Raw genomic sequence first — 13,608 nt, 5'->3', positions numbered from 1 at the left:
GCCTGCCCGGCACTGCTTGCCTTGCGGCAAGAGACCCAAGAGCAGTCTAGGCTCATTCTAAAGACATCCCCGTTACCGACCGCAGTCCAAGGCCGGAGGCATGCATGAAAATCCGCGATCTGGTGAGTGAATGGGAGCTCAGCGCCAAGGGCAAGCTGAGCAAGACCATCTACAGCATTCCGCTCGACGTGGAGTCGGCCGCCCGGGTGGCCGCCCTCAGCGAAATGTACCCCAAGCGTCGCCCCGAGGAGCTGCTGAGCGAGCTGGTCGGCGTGGCGTTGCAGGAGCTGGAGGGGAGCTTCCCCTATGTGAAGGGCAGCAAGGTGGTCGCCACCGACGAGCAGGGTGATCCGCTGTACGAGGATATCGGCCTGACCCCGCGCTTTCTGGCCCTCGCCCGCAAGCACCTGCATGAGCTGAACAGTCGCGACGAGGATAGCGACTACTGAGTAACTGCTGTACGTAGTTACAGTCCCTAAACGGGGCTTTCGCCGGTCCGGATATCTCCGCTCCGGCCAAAGGGTGTGCCTGCCGTTTTGCCGAAAAAACCGCGGCGACTTCCCTTTCCCGGTACAGGTGACACACTGTCCAGCACGACCCGCGCCGGGTCCGCCGGTCCGAATCCTGCGAACTCCAGCGCAACTCGGCCGGAGGCTGCGGGTCAGACTCACCCATGCCCAAAATCCGATCTGCGGAAGGTTGCTACTGCATGCCCCTTGCTTCACGCCTCTTCGCGCTCCTCGCCACCCTCTGGCTGGGCTGCGCCCAGGCGGCGGTCAACGAGATCGACGCCGCAAGCTACGGCTTCCCGCTGGCCAATCCGTTCGAGGCGACCATCGCTACCACCCCGCCGGAACTGCGCCCCAGCCTGCCGGACGATGCCGACATCGATCAGGCCGACTACAGCCTGCGCCTGCGCCCACGTCGCGAACTGCCGGACAACTTCTGGCCGGTAAAGACGCTGAAATACCGCCTGGCCCGCCAGTCCGGCCCTGCGCCGCTGATGTTCATCATCTCCGGCACCGGCGCGCATTTCGCCAACATCAAGACCGAAGAGCTCAAGCGTCTGTTCTACGGGGCCGGCTACCACGTGGTGCAGCTGTCATCGCCGACCAGCTACGACTTCATGGCCGCCGCCTCGCGGCATGCCACGCCGGGCATTTCCGACCGTGATGCGGTCGACATGTACCGGGTCATGGAGAGGATCCGCGATCAGCAGCACGACCTGCCGGTAACCGACTACTACCTGACCGGCTACAGCCTCGGCGGCCTGAATGCCGCCTTCGTCAGCCATCTCGACGAAAGCCGCCAGGCGTTCAACTTCCGCCGCGTGCTACTGATCAACCCGCCGGTCAACCTGCTCACCTCGGTGAGCAACCTCGACCGTCTGGTGCAGACCGAGGTCCGCGGCATCGACAACACCCGCACCTTCTACGACCTGGTGCTCGGCAAGCTGGCGCGCTACTTCGAGGAACGCGGCGTGGTGGAGATCGACGCGGCGATGCTCTACGACTTCCAGAGCTCGCGACAGCGCCTGTCCGACGAGGAAATGGCCATGCTGATCGGCGCCGCCTTCCGCTTCGCCGCCGCCGACATCTCCTTCACCTCGGACCTGATCAACCGCCGCGGGGTGGTCATCCCGCCGACCTACCCGATGGACGAGGGCACCAGCCTGACGCCGTTCTTCAAGCGCGCCCTGCTCTGCGACTTCGAGTGCTATATCCGCGAGCAGCTGCTGCCCTACTGGCGCGACCAGGGCGACGGCAACAGCCTGCTGCAGCTGATCGACCAGGTCAGCCTCTACTCGCTGCAGAGCTATCTGGCCGGCAGCGACAAGATCAGCGTATTCCACAACCGCGACGACCTGATCCTCGGCCCCGGCGACCTCGGCTTTCTGCGCCGCACCCTTGGCGCACGTCTGACCCTGTTCCCCCTCGGCGGGCACTGCGGCAACCTGAACTACCGGGTCAACACCCAGGCCATTCTGGAGTTCTTCCGTGACTGATGCCCTCCGCCGCCTGCTGCTGACCACCCTGCTCGCCACCAGCGTCAGCGCCCTGGCCGAGCAGACCACCGACGCCGATGGCTTCACCCAGCCGCTGGAGCGCCTGAAGTTCAACCCCCAGCTCGACCAGCGCGAGTTCGAGCGCGCCACCCTGGTGGCGCTGGTCAACAACGATCCCTGGGAGGAGTGGAACCGCCGTGTCTACCACTTCAACCAGCGCTTCGACGAGTGGGTCTACCTGCCGCTGGTCAACGGCTACCGCTTCGTCACCCCGCGCGTCGTACGCAGCGGAGTCAGCCACTTCTTCGCCAACCTCGGCGAACTGCCCAGCCTGGCCAACCACCTGCTGCAGCTGCAGGGTCGCGACGCCATGACCACCACCGCCCGCCTGCTGTTCAACACCACCCTCGGCGTCGGCGGCCTGTGGGATCCGGCCAGCCGCATGGGCCTGGAGCGGCGCAGCGAGGACTTCGGCCAGACCCTCGGCTACTGGGGCGCCGAGGAGGGTCCCTACCTGGTGCTGCCGCTGCTCGGCCCCGCCAACCTGCGCGATACCGGCGGTCTGGTGTTCGACACCGCCCTCGGCAGCGGGGCGAACCCCGCCGCGGCGGCCGGCCTCACCGAGCAGGGCACGGCCTACTACGGACTGATGGCCGTCGACCGCCGGCACATCAACGATTTCCGCTACGGACAGCTCAACTCGCCATTCGAGTACGAGAAGGTGCGCTACGTCTACACCGAGGCGCGGCGCCTGCAGATTCGCGAGTGATCGACGACCTATCGACTTGCTTGATGGTTTGCACAAGGAATGCGCAACCATCCATCCGGACAACTGAACTAGCATGGCGTGAAGTCACCAAGGAGCTGCGCCATGAGCTACCCCCACTATCGCGACGTCCTCGACCTGCACAATGGCCGCGCCACCTCGGATGGCGACGGCGTGCGCCTGACCCGCATCATCGGCGGCCCCGGCCTGGAGCGCTTCGATCCGTTCCTGATGCTGGACGCCTTCGACTCCTTCGATGCCCGCGACTACATCGGCGGCTTCCCGTCGCATCCGCACCGTGGCTTCGAGACGGTGACCTACATGCTCGAGGGGCGCATGCGCCACGAGGACCATCTGGGCCACCGCGGCCTGCTCAAGCCCGGCGGCGTGCAGTGGATGACCGCGGCGCGCGGCATCGTCCACAGCGAGATGCCCGAGCAGGAGCAGGGTCGCCTGTTCGGCTTCCAGCTCTGGCTCAACCTGCCGGCGGCGGACAAGATGGGCCCGGCCGGCTACCGCGACTTCGCCGCGGAGGAGATTCCGCACCTGACCACCGTACGGGGTGTCGAGGTGGCGGTGATCGCCGGGCGCTTCAAGGAAGGCGAGCAGGAACAGGCCGGCGCCGTGCAACGCCCACATACCGAGCCACAACTGTTCGATCTGCGCCTGCCTGCCGGCGCCTGTGTGATGCCCGAACTGCCGCGCGGCCACACCGTGCTGCTTTACGTGTTCGAGGGTGAGCTGATGGTGCGCGGCCAGCGCGACCAGAACATTGCCAGCGGCCAGCTGGCGCGCCTCGGCGATGGCGACAGCCTGCACCTGACCAGCCCTGGCGGCGGCCGGGCACTGCTGATCGCCGGCCGCCCGCTGCATGAGCCGATCGTCCAGCACGGGCCGTTCGTGATGAACAGCCGCACGGAGATCGAGCAGGCGCTGGCCGATTTTCGCAACGGGCGCTTCGCGTGAGCGCCGTGCTGACCATGTCCTCTCAGGCGTAGAGCTTCGGCGCCCCCTCAGGGCGCGTCTTGAAACGCCGGTGGGCCCACAGGTACTGCTCTGGGCACTGGCGCACCGCCTGCTCGATCCATTGGTTGATGCGCAGGCAATCGGACTCCTCGCTGTCACCAGGGAAGTCGGCCAGCGGCGGATGGATGGTCAGCCGATAGCCGGAGCCGTCGGCCAGGCGCTGCTGGGTGAAGGGCACCACGCGCGCCTTGCCCAGGCGGGCAAACTTGCTGGTGGCGGTGACGGTGGCGGCCGGCACGCCGAACAGCGGCACGAAGATGCTCTGCTTGCGACCGTAATCCTGGTCCGGCGCATACCAGATCGCCCGCCCGGCGCGCAGCACCTTGAGCATCCCGCGCACGTCGTCGCGCTCGATGGCGCTGGCGTCGAGATTGTGCCGCTCGCGGCCGTGGCGCTGGATATAGTCGAACAGCGGGTTCTTGTGCTCGCGGTACATGCCGTCGATGGTGTGCAACTGGCCGAGCAGCGATGCACCGATCTCCAGAGTGGTGAAGTGCAGGGACATCAGGATTACCCCCTGTCCCTCCTGCTGCGCCGCCTGCAGGTGCTCGAGGCCCTCGACGTGCGCCAGCCGCGCCAGTCGCGCCGACGGCCACCACCAGCTCATTGCCATCTCGAAGAAGGCGATGCCGTTGGAGGCGAAGTTCTCGCGCAGCAGGCGGGCACGCTCGGCCGCCGACAGCTCGGGGAAGCACAGCTCGAGATTGCGCGCGGCGATCCGTCGACGCGATTTCGCCACCAGCAGCATCAACGCTCCCAGGACGCGCCCCAGCTTCAGCAACAGCGCATAGGGCAGTTGCACCACCAGCCACAGCACCCCCAGGCCCAGCCACAGCAGCCAGTAGCGCGGATGAAGAAAAGCGGCACGAAAGCGGGGACGGTCCATCAGCACATCCAGTCAGGCGAACGAGCGGATCATTCTACCTCGTCACGCCGCAGCGAATCAGCCGCGGCTGCAACTTGCGGGCACGAGGTGATGTCGTTATAAGTCCCGGCATCTCCCTGGCTGCAATCACCATGAATCAAGCAGATCTGACCGACCAAGACCCCATCTTCCGGCTCAAGGGCAACATGCTCGCCGTCACCGTGCTGGAGCTCGCCCGCAACGACCTGGCGCGCCTGGACCGGCAACTGGCCGACAAGGTCGCCAAGGCGCCCAGCTTCTTCAACGACACGCCCGTACTGCTCGGTCTCGAGCAACTGACGGCCGCGGATGCCGAGCTGGATCTCGGTGCCCTGCTGGATATCTGCCGTCGCCACGGTCTGCTGGCCCTCGGCGCACGCGCCAGTCGTCCCGGCGACATCCAGGCCGCGGACGAACTGGGTCTGCCGCTGCTGCCGTCGGCCAGCGGCCGCGAACGGCCGGTAGCCGAGCCGCAGACACCAGAGCCGGCCGAGGAACCGGTCGAAGAGGCCGCACCGGCAGAGCCGCCGCTGCAACCGACCCTGGTCATTACCCGTCCGGTGCGCGGCGGCCAGCAGATCTACGCCCGCGGCGGCGACCTGGTGGTGCTGTCGACGGTCAGCCCGGGGGCGGAACTTCTCGCCGACGGCAATATCCATGTGTACGGCCCGCTGCGTGGCCGCGTTCTGGCCGGTGCCAGCGGCAATGCCGAGGCGCGAATTTTCTGCCAGCAACTGACCGCTGAACTACTCTCCATCGCTGGCCGCTACAAGGTCGCCGAGGACCTGCGCCGCAGTCCGCAGTGGGGCAAACCAGTGCACGTCAGCCTGTCGGGAGACGTGTTGAACATCACCCGTCTTTAACGGATACTCCCGGCAAATTCAGGGATCTGAAACCATTCATTTGGGGTAAACACCTTGGCGCAAATTATCGTTGTAACTTCCGGCAAGGGTGGCGTAGGCAAAACGACTTCCAGCGCCGCCATCGGCACCGGCCTTGCCCTGCGCGGGCACAAGACCGTGATCGTCGACTTCGACGTCGGTCTGCGTAACCTCGACCTGATCATGGGCTGCGAACGTCGCGTGGTGTATGACTTCATCAACGTCATCCACAACGAAGCGACCCTGAGCCAGGCCCTGATCAAGGACAAGCGCCTCGACAACCTCTACGTGCTCGCCGCCAGCCAAACTCGCGACAAGGAGGCCCTCAACAAGGAGGGCGTGGCGCGGGTCATCGAGGAACTGAAGAAGGACTTCGAGTACATCATCTGCGACTCCCCGGCCGGCATCGAGACGGGCGCACACCTGGCGATGTACTTCGCCGACATCGCCATCGTCGTGACCAACCCGGAAGTGTCCTCGGTCCGCGACTCCGACCGCATCCTCGGCCTGCTCGCCAGCAAGTCGCAGCGCGCAGAAAAGGGCGAGGAGCCGATCAAGGAACACCTGCTGCTGACCCGCTACAACCCCGAGCGCGTGGCCCGCGGCGAGATGCTCAGCGTCGACGACGTCGAGGAAATCCTCTCCATCGGCCTGCTCGGGGTGATTCCCGAGTCCCAGGCGGTGCTCAAGGCCTCCAACCAGGGCGTGCCGGTGATCCTCGACGATCAGAGCGACGCCGGTCAGGCCTACAGCGATGCCGTCGACCGCCTGCTCGGCAAGGAAGTGAAGCACCGCTTCCTTGAAGTGCAGAAGAAGGGCCTGTTGCAACGTCTGTTCGGGGGGCGCGAATGAGCATCTTCGACTTCCTCCTCGCCCGCAAGAAGACCAATACCGCCTCCATCGCCAAGGAGCGCCTGCAGATCATCGTCGCCCACGAGCGCGGCAGCCGCGGCCAGCCGGACTACCTGCCGGCGCTGCAGGAAGAACTGATCGCGGTGATCCGCAAGTACGTGCCCATCGACCAGGACCAGGTCCAGGTGGCTCTGGAAAACCAGGGCACCTGCTCGATCCTCGAGCTCAACATCACCCTGCCCGATCGCTGATCGGATAGAGGCGTGTACTACGGCGGCCTGCGGGTCGCCGTTTTCATTTATGGGATTTTCCATGCCGCTGTCGAATATCGAAATCGTTCACCAGGACGCCGCACTGCTGGTGATCAACAAGCCGACTCTGCTGCTCTCGGTGCCCGGTCGCGCCGAGGACAACCGCGACTGCCTGGTCACCCGCCTGCAGGACAATGGCTATCCGGAGGCGCGCATCGTCCACCGCCTGGACTGGGAAACCTCCGGGCTGATCGTGCTGGCCCGCGACGCCGACAGCCACCGCGAACTGTCGCGGCAGTTCCATGATCGCGAGACGGAAAAGGCCTACACCGCCCTGTGCTGGGGCCAGCCGACCACCGACAGCGGGCGCATCGAGCTGCCGCTGCGCTACGACCCGCCGAACAAGCCGCGGCACATCGTCGACCATGAGCTGGGCAAGCATGCGCTGACCTTCTGGCGCGTGGTCGAGCGCTGCGGCGACTGGTGCCGGGTCGAGCTGACGCCGATCACCGGCCGCTCGCACCAGCTGCGCGTGCACATGCTGGCCATCGGCCACCCGCTGCTCGGCGATCGCCTGTACGCCCACGAGCAGGCGCTGGCCGCCCATGAGCGTCTGTGCCTGCACGCCAGCCTGCTGTGCCTGACCCACCCGCAGAGCGGCGAGCGCATGCGCTTCGAGAGCCCGGCGCCGTTCTGAACCCTCCGCGCAGGCGCAGACCGATCTGCTCCTGCGCGGCAACCGCCCATATTCCGGTAAACTCCGCGGACCACCGCCGCCGGAGTTGTCATGCGCGAAGAACTCAACCAGGGCCTGATCGATTTCCTCAAGGCCTCACCCTCGCCCTTCCATGCCACCGCCAGCCTGGCCCGTCTCCTCGAGATCGCCGGCTACCAGCGCCTCGACGAGCGCGAGCCGTGGCAGGCGCAGGCCGGCGGACGCTACTACGTCACCCGCAATGACTCCTCGCTGATTGCCATCCAGCTCGGCCGCCGCACCCCGTTGGAGGGTGGCCTGCGCCTCGTCGGTGCGCACACCGACAGTCCCTGCCTGCGCGTCAAGCCGCAGCCGGAACTGACGCGCCAGGGCTTCTGGCAGCTGGGCGTGGAAGTCTACGGCGGCGCCCTGCTCGCCCCCTGGTTCGACCGCGACCTGTCGCTGGCCGGACGGGTCACCTTCAGACAGGACGGCAAGCTGCACAGCCGCCTGATCGACTTCAAGGCACCCATCGCGGTGATCCCCAACCTGGCCATCCACCTCAACCGTGAGGCCAACCAGGGCTGGGAAATCAACAAGCAGACCGAACTGCCGCCGATCCTCGCCCAACTGGCAGCCGGCGAGCAGCGCGATTTCCGCGCCCTGCTCGCCAAGCAGCTGGAGCACGAGCACGGCCTCCAGGTGGACGCGGTGCTCGACTTCGAGCTGAGTTTCTACGACACCCAGAGCGCCGCAGTCATCGGCCTGGAACAGGAATTCATCACTGGTGCGCGACTGGACAACCTGCTGTCCTGCTATGCCGGCCTCAAGGCCCTGCTGGCCGCCGGCGACGAGGAAAACTGCGTGCTGGTGTGCACCGACCACGAGGAAATCGGCTCCTGCTCGGCCTGCGGCGCCGACGGCCCGCTGCTGGAGCAGGTGCTGCGCCGCCTGCTCGGCGACGAGGAAAGCTACGTGCGCGCAATCCAACGCTCCCTGCTGGTCTCCGCCGACAACGCCCACGGCGTGCATCCCAACTATGCCGACAAGCACGATGGCAACCACGGTCCGAGCCTCAACGGCGGCCCGGTGATCAAGGTCAACAACAACCAGCGCTACGCCAGCAACAGCGAAACCGCCGGCTTCTTCCGCCATTTGTGCGAGGAGCACGGCGTGCCGGTGCAGTGCTTCGTCACCCGCAGCGACCTCGGCTGTGGCTCGACCATCGGCCCGATCACCGCCAGCCGGCTCGGCGTGCGCACCATCGACATCGGCCTGCCGACCTTCGCCATGCACTCGATCCGCGAGCTGGCCGGCAGCTACGACCTGGTCCATCTGGTGAAGGTGCTGAGCGCCTTCTATCAGAGCCCCGAACTGGCCTGATGAGGGAGCACGCGAATTGACTCTGGCGATCTTCGACCTCGACGACACCCTGATCGACGGCAACAGCCCCAGCCTGTGGACCGCGCACCTGGCCGACCTCGGCTGGCTCGACCGCGACTCCTTCGTCCCCCGCGAGCAGGAACTGGTGGCGCAGTACGCCGAGCTGCAGATCAGCCTGGAGGACTACTTCGCCTTCAGCCTGCAGCCGCTGGTCGGGCGGACTCCGGCTGAGGTCGACTACATCGCCGGGCCGTTCGTCGAGGAGGTCATCGAGCCGCTGATCCACAGCGACGCCATGCGCTGCGTCGCCCGCCATCGCGCCGCCGGGGAGCGCATCCTGATCATCTCCGCCACGCCATCCTTCCTGGTCCGCGCCATCGCCGAGCGCCTGGGCATCGAGGACGTGCTGGGCACCGATCTGGAGTTGCAGCACGGCCACTACAGCGGCCACATCAGCGGCATCCCCACCGCCCGCGAAGGCAAGATCCAGCGCCTGGCGCAGTGGCTGGAGGCCGAGGGCGAGACGCTGGTCGGTGCGCACTTCTACTCCGACTCGCGCAACGACCTGCCGCTGCTCTGCCACGTCGAGCATCCCCATGCGGTCAACCCGGATCCGGCCTTGCGCGCGCATGCCGCGCAGCAGGGCTGGGAGATCCTCGACTGGCACTGAGCCGCCAACGACAAGGGGCGCCGCGGCGCCCCTTGTCGTTCCACTGCTGCCACTCTCACTCAGCTCAAGCTGTCGTCCACCACCAGCACCAGCTTGCCCTGCACCTCGTTGCTGGCCAGCGCGGCGAAGGCCTCCTCGGCCGCGCCTATCGGGTAGCTGCGCTCCAGCTGCGGCTTCAGGCGGCCTTCGGCGAACAGCGGCCAGACCTGCTGCTCCAGCTCGGCGATCAGCTGGGCCTTGGCATCGGCATCGCGACTGCGCAGGGTCGAACCGATCATCTGGATGCGCTTGCCGAGCAGCTGGGCGAGATCCAGCTGCGCCTTGCGCCCGCCCATCAGGCCGATGATCACCCAGCGCCCGCCCTGCCCCAGCAGCTTGAGGTTGAGCTCGGCGTAACTGGCCCCGACCGGATCGAGGATCACGTCGAAGGGGGCGTAATCGCGCAGCCCGTCGAGATCCTCGCTGCGCACCACGCCGCCCTGGGCACCCAGCGCCTCGCAATAGGCGACCCGCTCGTGGGAGCCGACGCTCACCCAGCACGGACTGCCGAAGGCCTTGCACAGCTGGATGGCGGCGGAGCCGACGCCGCTGGCGCCGGCGTGCAGCAGCACCTTCTCGCCCGGCTGCAGGTGCGCCAGCTGGAACAGGTTGAGCCAGGCGGTGGCGTAGGCCTCCGGCAGCGCCGCCGCCTCCTGCAGGCTCAGGCCTTCGGGCACCGGCAGGGCATGGCGCGCATCCACCACCACCTCCTCGGCCATGCCGCCACCGGCCAGCAGCGCACACACGCGGTCACCGACGCGCCAGCGGCTGCCGGCACCCACTTCGCTGACCACCCCGGCGCACTCCAGGCCGAGCACCTCGGTCACCCCCGGCGGCGGCGGATACAGGCCGTTGCGCTGCAGCAGATCGGCGCGATTGAGACCGGCTGCGGCCACGCGAATGCGAATCTGCCCCACATCGCACACCGGGCGCGGCTGCATGCTCCATTCCAGCTGTCCGTCGATACCTTGCAATGCGTTCACGCTACCTCCATATTGTTGAAAGCCCGCCGCCCTTTGGCCGCCGGAATCTGCCCGGATTGTGACCCGGAAACTGCCCCCGCGTCAGCCTCCTCCTCTCCTTCGGGCGCACGTTCATGATGGCACCATGGAACTAGGTGCCACTTACGCTGCCTAACGGCGTAACACTCTGCGACGCATATAACTCATGAAACGCACTCTGTCCTGCACTGCCCTAGCCATCGCCCTGGCCACCAGCGCCCTGCCGCTGTCGGCTCTGGCCACGCTCAGCAACCCCTGGGACGGCCTGCAGCCCGACCGCGATCAGACCATCGCCAGTCTCAACGTGGTCGAGCTGCTCAAGCGTCATCATTACAACAAGCCGCCACTGGACGACGCCCGCTCGTCGCAGATGTTCGACGACTACCTGAAGAGTCTCGACCCGGCGCGCAGCTACTTCACCGCCGGCGACATTGCCGACTTCGAGGCCTGGCGCCATCGCTTCGACGACTACCTGAAGAGCGGCGAGCTGCAGCCCGGCTTCGTCATCTACAAGCGCCAGCTCGAACGCATGCAGGAACGCCTGCAGTTCGCCCTCGCCCTGCTCGACAAGGGCGTAGAGCAGTTCGACTTCAGCGCCGACGAAAGCCTCGAGATCGACCGCGAGAAGGCGCCGTGGGCCGCGGACAGCAAGGCACTCGACGAGCTGTGGCGCAAGCGGGTCAAGGACGAGGTGCTGCGCCTGAAGATCGCCGGCAAGGAACCCAAGGCGATCGAGGAGCTGCTGACCAAGCGCTACAAGAACCAGCTCAAGCGTCTGGCGCAGACCCGCAGCGAGGACATTTTCCAGGCCTACATCAACGCCTTCGCGCAGACCTACGACCCGCACACCAACTACCTGTCGCCGGAAAACGCGGAAAACTTCGACATCAACATGAGCCTGTCGCTGGAAGGCATCGGCGCGGTGCTGCAGAGCGACAACGAACACGTCAAGGTCGTGCGCCTGGTCCCCGCCGGACCGGCGGAGAAGAGCAAGCAGCTGCAGCCGGCCGACCGCATCGTCGGCGTCGCTCAGGATGACAAGGAAATGGTCGACGTGATCGGCTGGCGCCTGGACGAGGTGGTCAAGCTGATCCGCGGGCCGAAGGGTTCGCAAGTACGCCTGGAGGTGATCCCGGCGAGCAACGCACCGAACGACCAGAGCAGCAAGGTGGTGACCATCACTCGCGAGGCCGTCAAGCTGGAGGAACAGGCCGCCAAGAAGTCGGTGCTCAAGCTCGAGCACGAAGGCCGCGACTACAAGCTCGGCGTGATCGAAATCCCCGCCTTCTACCTGGACTTCAAGGCCTATCGCAGCGGCGACCCGGACTACAAGAGCACCACCCGCGACGTGCGCAAGCTGCTCGGCGAGCTCAAGCAGGAGAAGGTCGACGGCGTGGTCATCGACCTGCGCAACAACGGCGGCGGCTCCCTGCAGGAGGCCAACGAACTGACCGGCCTGTTCATCGACAAGGGGCCGACCGTGCTGGTGCGCAACAGCGACGGCCGCGTCGACGTGCTGACCGACGAGGACAATGGCACCCACTACAACGGCCCGATGGCCGTGCTGGTCAACCGCCTGTCGGCCTCGGCCTCGGAAATCTTCGCCGGCGCCATGCAGGACTACCACCGCGCACTGATCCTCGGCGGCCAGACCTTCGGCAAGGGTACGGTGCAGACCATCCAGCCGCTCAACCATGGCGAACTGAAGCTGACCCTGGCCAAGTTCTACCGGGTTTCCGGGCAGAGCACTCAGCATCAGGGAGTGCTGCCGGATATCCCCTACCCATCCACGGTCGACGTCAAGGAAATCGGCGAAAGCGCTCTGCCGGCGGCCATGCCATGGGACCGCATCGCGCCGGCCATCGACGAGGAAGCCAATCCGTTCCGCCCGTTCCTCGCCGAGCTGCAGGCCCGCCACGCCACCCGCACGACGCAGGACCCGGACTTCCTGTTCACCCGCCAGCGCCTCGAACTGAGCCAGCAGCTGATGCAGGAGACGGTGGTCAGCCTCAACGAAGAGAAACGCCGCGCCCAGCAGAGCACCATCGAGAGCCGCCAACTGGCCCTGGAGAATGCCCGCCGCAGCGCCAAGGGCGAAGCCTTGCTGAAGGAACTCAAGGACGAGGATGAGGAACTGGCCAGCAGCGAAGAAGAGGACAAACTGCCGCCGGAAAAGGATGCCTTCCTCGCCGAGTCGGGGCGCATCCTGCTGGACTACCTCAACCTCAATACGGCCATCGCCCGTCACTGAGACGACCGACGGAGACCCGTCAGCCGCCCCTGTCATCAGGCAGTCACAATTTAGTCGTGAAATCACCACGCCCCGACCAATGCCGGGGCGTTTTTTCATTGACTGCCGAGCACTGCATGACCACCACCGAACAGTTGAGCGAACTGGAGCGAATCCTTGCCCACAACCTGCTCAACACCCTGTTCCAGCCGATCTTCTCGCTCGCCTCCCGACGCATTCACGGCTTCGAAGCACTCAGCCGGGGGCCGTCGAACAGCCCCCTGCATGCCCCGCTGGCGCTGTTCTCGGTAGCTCGCTCAGCTGGCCGGCTCAGCGAGCTGGAAGTGGCCTGCCGCGCTCGTGCCTGCGCCCGCTACAGCCGCCACGGCGGCCACCACACGCTGTACCTGAACGTCTCGCCGGAATCGCTGGTCGAACCAGGCCACCAGTCCGGACGCACCCTGCAGCTGCTGCAGAGCTGCGGCATCGCACCGGAACGGGTGGTGATCGAGCTGACCGAGCAGACCCCAATCGAGGACTTCGACCTGCTCGACCGCGCCCTGCACCACTACCGCGCCATGGGCTTTTCCATCGCGCTAGATGATCTGGGCGCCGGCTATTCCAGCCTGCGCCTGTGGTCCGAGTTGCGCCCGGATATCGTCAAGATCGACCGCCACTTCATCGACGGCATCCACCTCGACCCGCTCAAGCGCGAATTCGTTGGCTCCATCCTGCAGATGGCCAAGGCCGCCCGCGCCCGGGTGATCGCCGAAGGTGTGGAACTGCACGAGGAATTGCACTTGCTGGAGCGGATGGGCGTGGACCTGGTGCAAGGCTACCTGCTCGGCCGACCGCAGGAGCAGCCGGTTAAAGAGCCACTGATCCGCCTGTAAGCCAACGCCTGAG

General features: G+C 66.2%; 13 protein-coding genes and 1 pseudogene. 12 read left to right on the top strand and 2 right to left on the bottom strand.

Features of this window, described 5'->3' with window-relative positions; translation table 11 throughout:
• Positions 1-104: 104 nt before the first annotated feature.
• The 4 genes from BMZ19_RS19390 to BMZ19_RS19375 all read left to right on the top strand — a co-directional run bounded on the left by BMZ19_RS19390 (position 105) and on the right by BMZ19_RS19375 (position 3,737).
• On the top strand, positions 105-449 hold the full coding sequence (locus BMZ19_RS19390; RefSeq protein ID WP_090313229.1) for a pilin assembly protein: 345 nt from the start codon (positions 105-107) through the stop codon (positions 447-449).
• Positions 450-709: 260 nt separating this feature from the next.
• Entirely contained in the window at positions 710-2,005 is a 1,296-nt protein-coding gene (locus BMZ19_RS19385) for a serine/threonine protein kinase (protein ID WP_090313228.1), read from the top strand.
• 13 nt (positions 2,006-2,018) lie between these two features.
• The gene (locus BMZ19_RS19380; RefSeq protein WP_244517285.1) at positions 2,019-2,774 is read left to right on the top strand and encodes an MlaA family lipoprotein; all 756 of its coding nucleotides are present in this window, start codon (positions 2,019-2,021) and stop codon (positions 2,772-2,774) included.
• 102 nt (positions 2,775-2,876) lie between these two features.
• Entirely contained in the window at positions 2,877-3,737 is an 861-nt protein-coding gene (locus tag BMZ19_RS19375) for a pirin family protein (protein WP_090313226.1), read from the top strand.
• A 22-nt stretch (positions 3,738-3,759) separates the two neighbouring features.
• Here the strand turns inward: BMZ19_RS19375 and BMZ19_RS19370 are convergent, their stop codons facing one another.
• Positions 3,760-4,683: a lipid A biosynthesis lauroyl acyltransferase gene (locus BMZ19_RS19370; RefSeq protein ID WP_090313225.1), complete on the bottom strand. Its 924-nt coding sequence runs from the start codon at positions 4,681-4,683 to the stop codon at positions 3,760-3,762.
• A 131-nt stretch (positions 4,684-4,814) separates the two neighbouring features.
• Here BMZ19_RS19370 and minC point away from each other — a divergent pair, with 131 nt between their 5' ends.
• The 6 genes from minC (at position 4,815) to BMZ19_RS19340 (ending at position 9,432) form a co-directional block, all read left to right on the top strand.
• Complete coding sequence (gene minC, locus BMZ19_RS19365; protein WP_090313224.1) at positions 4,815-5,564, top strand: septum site-determining protein MinC; 750 nt, start codon at positions 4,815-4,817, stop codon at positions 5,562-5,564.
• A 54-nt stretch (positions 5,565-5,618) separates the two neighbouring features.
• Positions 5,619-6,434, top strand: a complete 816-nt coding sequence (gene minD / locus BMZ19_RS19360) for a septum site-determining protein MinD (RefSeq protein WP_090313223.1) — start codon at positions 5,619-5,621, stop codon at positions 6,432-6,434.
• Positions 6,431-6,685 carry a cell division topological specificity factor MinE gene (gene minE / locus BMZ19_RS19355; protein ID WP_090313222.1) on the top strand — a complete coding sequence of 85 codons (255 nt, stop codon included), beginning with the start codon at positions 6,431-6,433 and terminating at the stop codon, positions 6,683-6,685. Before minD ends, minE begins: the two co-directional genes overlap by 4 nt.
• Before the next feature lie 61 nt (positions 6,686-6,746).
• Positions 6,747-7,382, top strand: coding sequence for an RluA family pseudouridine synthase (locus BMZ19_RS19350; protein WP_090313221.1), 636 nt, complete (start codon positions 6,747-6,749; stop codon positions 7,380-7,382).
• A 90-nt stretch (positions 7,383-7,472) separates the two neighbouring features.
• Positions 7,473-8,762, top strand: a complete 1,290-nt coding sequence (locus BMZ19_RS19345) for a M18 family aminopeptidase (RefSeq protein WP_090313220.1) — start codon at positions 7,473-7,475, stop codon at positions 8,760-8,762.
• Between the two features lie 16 nt (positions 8,763-8,778).
• Entirely contained in the window at positions 8,779-9,432 is a 654-nt protein-coding gene (locus tag BMZ19_RS19340) for an HAD family hydrolase (RefSeq protein ID WP_090313219.1), read from the top strand.
• 59 nt (positions 9,433-9,491) lie between these two features.
• Here the strand turns inward: BMZ19_RS19340 and BMZ19_RS19335 are convergent, their stop codons facing one another.
• Entirely contained in the window at positions 9,492-10,454 is a 963-nt protein-coding gene (locus BMZ19_RS19335; protein WP_090313218.1) for an NAD(P)H-quinone oxidoreductase, read from the bottom strand.
• Positions 10,455-10,638: 184 nt separating this feature from the next.
• On the opposite strand from BMZ19_RS19335, the gene BMZ19_RS19330 reads away from it, so the two are divergent.
• Both BMZ19_RS19330 and BMZ19_RS19325 read left to right on the top strand, forming a co-directional pair.
• Entirely contained in the window at positions 10,639-12,723 is a 2,085-nt protein-coding gene (locus BMZ19_RS19330) for a carboxy terminal-processing peptidase (RefSeq protein WP_090313217.1), read from the top strand.
• 116 nt (positions 12,724-12,839) lie between these two features.
• Positions 12,840-13,577 (top strand): annotated as a pseudogene (locus BMZ19_RS19325) (EAL domain-containing protein); the annotation flags it as partial.
• Between the last annotated feature and the right edge of the window lie 31 nt (positions 13,578-13,608).

Source organism: Pseudomonas linyingensis (assembly GCF_900109175.1).
GTDB classification, from domain to species: domain Bacteria; phylum Pseudomonadota; class Gammaproteobacteria; order Pseudomonadales; family Pseudomonadaceae; genus Geopseudomonas; species Geopseudomonas linyingensis.
This window is presented reverse-complemented; position numbering and strand designations above follow the sequence as displayed.

Bases quoted from the DNA above. Each gene is read 5' to 3' on its own strand.
- BMZ19_RS19345 (WP_090313220.1), top strand. From the start codon at position 7,473: ATGCGCGAAGAACTCAACCAGGGCCTGATCGATTTCCTCAAGGCCTCA.
- BMZ19_RS19330 (WP_090313217.1), top strand. From the start codon at position 10,639: ATGAAACGCACTCTGTCCTGCACTGCCCTAGCCATCGCCCTGGCCACC.
- BMZ19_RS19385 (WP_090313228.1), top strand. From the start codon at position 710: ATGCCCCTTGCTTCACGCCTCTTCGCGCTCCTCGCCACCCTCTGGCTG.
- minE (WP_090313222.1), top strand. From the start codon at position 6,431: ATGAGCATCTTCGACTTCCTCCTCGCCCGCAAGAAGACCAATACCGCC.
- minC (WP_090313224.1), top strand. From the start codon at position 4,815: ATGAATCAAGCAGATCTGACCGACCAAGACCCCATCTTCCGGCTCAAG.
- BMZ19_RS19350 (WP_090313221.1), top strand. From the start codon at position 6,747: ATGCCGCTGTCGAATATCGAAATCGTTCACCAGGACGCCGCACTGCTG.
- BMZ19_RS19375 (WP_090313226.1), top strand. From the start codon at position 2,877: ATGAGCTACCCCCACTATCGCGACGTCCTCGACCTGCACAATGGCCGC.
- BMZ19_RS19390 (WP_090313229.1), top strand. From the start codon at position 105: ATGAAAATCCGCGATCTGGTGAGTGAATGGGAGCTCAGCGCCAAGGGC.
- BMZ19_RS19370 (WP_090313225.1), bottom strand. From the start codon at position 4,683: ATGGACCGTCCCCGCTTTCGTGCCGCTTTTCTTCATCCGCGCTACTGG.